Origin of the sequence: Marinitoga sp. 38H-ov, assembly GCF_011057715.1 — a bacterium.
Classification (GTDB): domain Bacteria; phylum Thermotogota; class Thermotogae; order Petrotogales; family Petrotogaceae; genus Marinitoga.
On the sequence record NZ_LNGH01000048.1, the window covers coordinates 1 to 5,653 of the forward strand.

Annotated in this window: 7 protein-coding genes and 1 pseudogene; 7 read left to right on the plus strand and 1 reads right to left on the minus strand. The window is 23.5% G+C overall.

Features of this window, described 5'->3' with window-relative positions; genetic code table 11:
* The 7 genes and pseudogenes from AS160_RS09775 to AS160_RS09805 form a co-directional block, all read left to right on the plus strand.
* Positions 1–236 (plus strand): annotated as a pseudogene (locus AS160_RS09775) (4Fe-4S cluster-binding domain-containing protein); the annotation flags it as partial.
* Positions 237–376: 140 nt separating this feature from the next.
* Positions 377–562 (plus strand): hypothetical protein, encoded by a 186-nt coding sequence (locus tag AS160_RS09780; protein WP_165148359.1) that lies wholly within the window; start codon positions 377–379, stop codon positions 560–562.
* Positions 563–581: 19 nt separating this feature from the next.
* The gene (locus AS160_RS09785) at positions 582–1,076 is read left to right on the plus strand and encodes a hypothetical protein (RefSeq protein ID WP_165148362.1); all 495 of its coding nucleotides are present in this window, start codon (positions 582–584) and stop codon (positions 1,074–1,076) included.
* A 36-nt stretch (positions 1,077–1,112) separates the two neighbouring features.
* Positions 1,113–1,535, plus strand: a complete 423-nt coding sequence (locus AS160_RS09790) for an SPASM domain-containing protein (RefSeq protein ID WP_205101003.1) — start codon at positions 1,113–1,115, stop codon at positions 1,533–1,535.
* Positions 1,532–2,260, plus strand: a complete 729-nt coding sequence (locus tag AS160_RS09795; protein ID WP_165148365.1) for an ABC transporter ATP-binding protein — start codon at positions 1,532–1,534, stop codon at positions 2,258–2,260. The genes AS160_RS09790 and AS160_RS09795 overlap by 4 nt, the downstream gene beginning before the upstream one ends.
* Positions 2,257–3,021 carry an ABC transporter permease gene (locus AS160_RS09800; RefSeq protein WP_165148368.1) on the plus strand — a complete coding sequence of 255 codons (765 nt, stop codon included), beginning with the start codon at positions 2,257–2,259 and terminating at the stop codon, positions 3,019–3,021. The genes AS160_RS09795 and AS160_RS09800 overlap by 4 nt, the downstream gene beginning before the upstream one ends.
* Positions 3,015–3,821 (plus strand): ABC transporter permease, encoded by an 807-nt coding sequence (locus AS160_RS09805; protein ID WP_165148371.1) that lies wholly within the window; start codon positions 3,015–3,017, stop codon positions 3,819–3,821. Before AS160_RS09800 ends, AS160_RS09805 begins: the two co-directional genes overlap by 7 nt.
* Before the next feature lie 202 nt (positions 3,822–4,023).
* Here AS160_RS09805 and AS160_RS09810 read toward each other — a convergent pair whose 3' ends face one another.
* Entirely contained in the window at positions 4,024–5,445 is a 1,422-nt protein-coding gene (locus AS160_RS09810) for a hypothetical protein (protein ID WP_165148374.1), read from the minus strand.
* Positions 5,446–5,653: the final 208 nt, after the last annotated feature.

Consider the following 5,653-nt stretch of genomic DNA (forward strand, 5'->3'; position numbering starts at 1 on the left):
GTGTATATTGTTATGAAACAAAGAGAAATAAAATAATGACAATAGAAAAAGCAGAAGAAATAGCAGATTATATAATTAACACAAGCAAGAATAAAAAAATAATATCAATAGGTTGGTTTGGTGGAGAACCATTGATGAACTTCAAAGTCATTGAATATATAAATAAAAAAATAATAGATGAAAGTGAAGCAGAACTGTTTTCATCAATGTCATCAAATGGATGTTTTGTGGCTTGAATAGTGATTATAATTTTACAATTTCTCCTCTTGGAGAAATTTATAAATGTTGGGAACATGTTGGTGACCTTAATCATAAATTAGGTGATTTAAATAATAATGGCGAAATAGAGAATATACGATATACTTTTTTTGATTAGATGGCAAGAAATCCAACTAAATTTTTGGAATGCCGGGAATGTTTATATTTAACTGTTTGTGGAGGGGGATGTGGAGCTGTAAGCTATGAGAAGCATAAATCTTATCATGAAAGCGGATGTTTTAAAATAAAAGGGAACATAGAAAAGGAAGTTTTAATGTATTTAAAAAGTAAAAAAATGATTTAATTGGAGGTGTTATGTCACAATGTTAAAAAAATTCCCTATTATATCATTAGTAATAGTGTTAATAATTTTAATATCAAGTATAGGATTTTCTCTAAAATTTAAAATAAATGAATACAACGAAATAAATAAAATTATAAATGACAAAAAGTTTCTTCATCATACTCTAAATGAAAGTTTTTTTAAGAAAAATATTAATAATGAACAATTAAAAAATATTATGTTAGTAGAAATCAAGAAATCTGAAAGCGATAAAAATAATGTAAATTTAGAATATTACGAGTTTTTAGATAACAAAACCGCAAAAAAATTTTTTAAAAAAATAGAAAACAAGTTAGAAGAAAAAAATTTTATGAAAATAAAAACAAATATCTCGATAATAATAATTGATTACTATTTTATTGCTCAAGAATATAATGGGTATTATTTCAATGTTTATAAAAATAAAAATAAAGTTATTATTGTATATAGTAAAAAAAAGGAATACGTTGATGAAATATCAAAAATATTATTATAAATACATATAAGAATTCCATACAGGAATTCTTTAAAAGTGTATGGTAAAATATATATTGAAACACTAAAAAATATTTTAACAAATGGATTAAATGTAGTAGACTTCTTAAATGTCTGGCCATGTACATATAATAAAGAAAGTGATATTATAATAGCTCCTAATGGTGATCTATATAATTGTATATCTGGTATAGGCATAGAAGAATTTAAAATTTGCTCATATAATGAATTTATTAATAATCCAGAAAGATTTTTACAAAAATATTCACAAATGTTAGAAAATCATATCACAGATAAAGTATGTGAAGATTGTAAATATTTACCAATTTGTAACGGTGGATGTAGATATAATGTTTATGTAAACAAAACAAAAAAAGATTGTTGGAAAGTTTTTCATGATACAGTATATGAAGAAATTTTAGAACTATATTATAAATATAAAAATCAGGTGATAATATGAAGATAATAGAAGGAAAGAATTTAAAGAAAAATTTTAAAAATTTAGAAGTATTGAAAGATATAAACTTTTCCATTAATGAGGGTGATTTTACAGTAATTATAGGTAAAAACGGAAGTGGGAAAAGTACATTATTAAAAATTGCAATAGGTTTACTATTACCAGATGAAGGAAGTATAAAAGTACTTAATCGAGACGTAAAAAAAGAATGGAAAAAATTAGCAAAAGAAATAGGTGTGGTTCTTACCAACGAAAGGAGCTTATATTGGAAATTAACAGCTTACGAAAATTTAGATATTTTTGGTGGAATTTATGGAGTGAAAAAAAAGATAAAAAAAGAACGAATTGAATTCTTACTTAATAAATTTAATCTTTATCAATTTAAAGATACTACAGTTGAAAATTTCTCAACGGGAATGAGAAAAAAACTAATGTTATGTAAAGCACTAATTCATGAACCTAAAATATTATTCTTAGACGAAATATTAAATGGTCTTGATCCAGAAGCAACATATGAAATGATAGAATATTTAAACGAATTAAATAGTGATGGCTTAACTATATTTATGATTAGTCATATTCTTCATGGTTTTTCTAAAAATACGAATATATATTTACTTAAAGAAGGAGTGTTTAAATTAAAAACAAAGTTTAGTAATATAAAAGAAGAAAATGACAATATCTATGAATATTTTAAAGATGTAGTGAAAAGTGAGGAATTGGCATGAAAGAATTATTAACTTTAGTAAAAAAAGATTGGCTCATAAGAAAAAAATATAAGTTCATATGGATAAATATGGCATTAACACCGTTTTTTATGATAGGGCCATATATATTTACATCTAAATTATTTGGAAAAATTGACTTTTCTGAAAGTATATTAATAGGAACATTATTATGGTATTGGTTAAATCAATATTTTTGGGGAGTAGGAGATGGATTTGGCGAAGAAAGAGCTGAAGGTACATTAACTTCAATAATAATATCTCCTATATCCTTATTTAAATTTTTATTTTCAAAAAGCATTGATACTTTTTTCGCAAATGTTTATTTAACTATATTTACATTAATATTTTTTACTATATCTGGAATAACAATAAAAATGAGTATATGGATATTCATTTTATTATTGATAAGTGGCATGTATATAACCTTTTTTTCAATATTTTTTGCAGCATTGGCACTATGGAAAAAAAAGATAGGAAGCATGAACTATGCAGTGCAATATTTTGTAGGTTTACTATCAGGGATGACAAGTTCTATAGAGTATTACCCCATATATATTAAAATGATATCATATATAATTCCATTAACTTATTTAATATCTTTAGGAAGAAATATAATAAAGAAAGGTATTATAGGTAAAGAGGATATATTTTTGCTAATAGTTCTAACTATAATAAGTTTAATATATTTAATTATAGGAATATTAATGTTAAATAAAGTAGAAAGATATACACGTGAAAAAGGTGAGTGGGAATCATGGTAAATAGCCTATATCTTGCAAAAGCAAATTTTTTAACAGCAAAAAAATATAGAATAGATTGGTATGGGACATTTTTTACACCATTATTAACAATAATACCAGTTTTTTTATTATATTTTTTCGGAGAAAAAAGTGGATTAACGCAATTCTTTTATGGAAATACCAATACCAAAAATATATTCGGATATGTTTTAATTGGTGCAGCATATTGGAATTATATAGAAGTATTGTGGGGAGTAATATTTACATTAAGGCATCATATGAAAATAGGTCAATTAGAGGAAATTTTTTTGATGCCAATAAATCCTTTGGGTTATATATTCGGATGGTCTGTATTGGGAATATTAAAAGTAACTATAGAATCAATACCGATAATAATATTAGCAATAATATCAAATATAACAACAATTAATATTATTAATTTTTTAGGTGCAATAGCTGTATTTATAATTTCTATGTTAGCATCATTTGGATACGTTTTTTTCTTTTTTGGAATAACTTTATTATTTAAGGATGGGGATGAATTGGTTAGTTTAATGGGAAATGCCGCTCCTTTAATAGGAGGTATGTTTTTTCCAATAACGGTTTTACCCTCATTTTTGAGATGGATATCATATTTATTTCCGTTTAGCTGGGGATTAGATATAATGCGTTACTTATTAATGAATACAAATACTATTATAGATATAAAAACAGAATATATAATATTATTAATTTTATCTTTATTTTATTTGATAACAGGAATAATTTCATTTAAATTATTAGAAACAAAATCCAGAAAACAAGGAATTCATGGGTTTTAAAAAATGATGATATGTATATGTAATATATAAAACTTGATAACTTCAGGAATAATACACCAATAATAAAAAAACCCCTTCTTGGTATTCTACTATACAAAGAAGAGGGTTTTTATTTTTTCTATTTATACAAAATTTTTATGGTCTATTCTATTCTAACTTTTACGGTTCTTAAATATTTATTTAATAGTATCCACTAATTCCATTATAAAAACTTCTCAATAATAGAATCAAGAAAAAGTCTTTCATTTTCTTCAAAAGAGTAATATCCTAAAGCAATACGTTTTTGACCAAGACCATATTTAATTGCAAAATCACGAACCTTTCCTTTAGGATAAGGCGTAATTGGCCATTTTATATCATAACGAACACAATTTCTTAAAAACATATCAAAAGTTCTCATTTCTTCCTCGTTGAGTTCGAGATAGTTAAGAATAAACTCTTTGAAATTTTTCATATTTTTTAAAAGATTAAAGATAAGTTTTTTTCTTGATATGAAAAATGGAGATACATCAGTTTTTATCTTTTCAAAATCATCAGGATTCATTATCCTTTTCTCAATTTCTTTAACCTCAAATTCAGATAGCATTAAGTTAAAAAAATACATTTTCTCATAATTACTTGAGAAATATTTAATGATTTTATCTTTATCTTTTTCAAAAACCAATTTTAAAATTCGACTTTTTGTAAAATATGGTTTTTCTATTAATGATGCATATGTAGATAGAAAAGCTATATCTATTTTAGATACATCAAACTTGTCAATATTAATTTTATATAATTTTTTTATTTTCCTTTTTAGTTTTTTTACTTCAATAAATTTATCAAAATTATCTTCTATGTTTACTTCAGGATAAACTTTTTTCAATTTATTTACAATGTTTGTTATTTCAATGATTCTAACATCGTTATTAATTTTTTTTACTTCAAAAATTGTATCTAACCAGTTATATATATACTTTAAATCTTCAAAATAATAACCGATGTAATATTCTAATAAATCAGCAGCAATTAACGCTTTCTTCTTATCTACTTCTCTTATCCACCATGCTGCATTATTCAATCCAGAACATATCATTGTGGGATGAGGAAACCTTTTTGCAAAATTAAACCCTTCAATAAATAAATTAAAAGCTTTATGAAAATCTTTATTATTTAAATATTTTCTGGCTTCAGAATATTTTAATAATGATTTCTGTGCATAACTACTTTCATACTCTTCACTCCAATATCTAACAAGATTTTCATCAATTAAATTTGAAAATCTTATTTCCATAAATCTCAAAGCAGGAATAATAATTTTTCTTGCTTTTTTATTAAGAGATTGAATATTATTTTTAATCTTACTTAGTTCAATATTAGCTTTTTTAATTTTATTATTATTAAATAAAATACTAATTTTTTCAAGAGTAGCAAGTTCATTTAAAATTGTAGTAGTAGTAGTAGTAACGAGATCGGCATATTTAAAAGCTTCTCTATGTTTGTTTTTCCAAATGGATTTTAAGCATAAAAGATAATAAACCAAATCTTCATCCTCAATATTAGTTAAAATATAATTCACAATAGGTTTAGAAAAAGCTCCATATTCTATAATATCAATTAATTTATTTAAGGAATAATGTTTCATAAAACACCTCTTAAATAAAAATTATAAATATTGAAACAAAAACTTAAATAATGATATTTAATTAAGGTTAAGTTACATTTTGTTACATAATAGTTACTTAAAAATATATAAATATCCAAAATAAAGAATTTCAGAAGTTGAAGTTATATGTCTAAAATATTACCATTTATTAAAAATGATATTGCAGTTTAAAATGTTTATAAAAAGC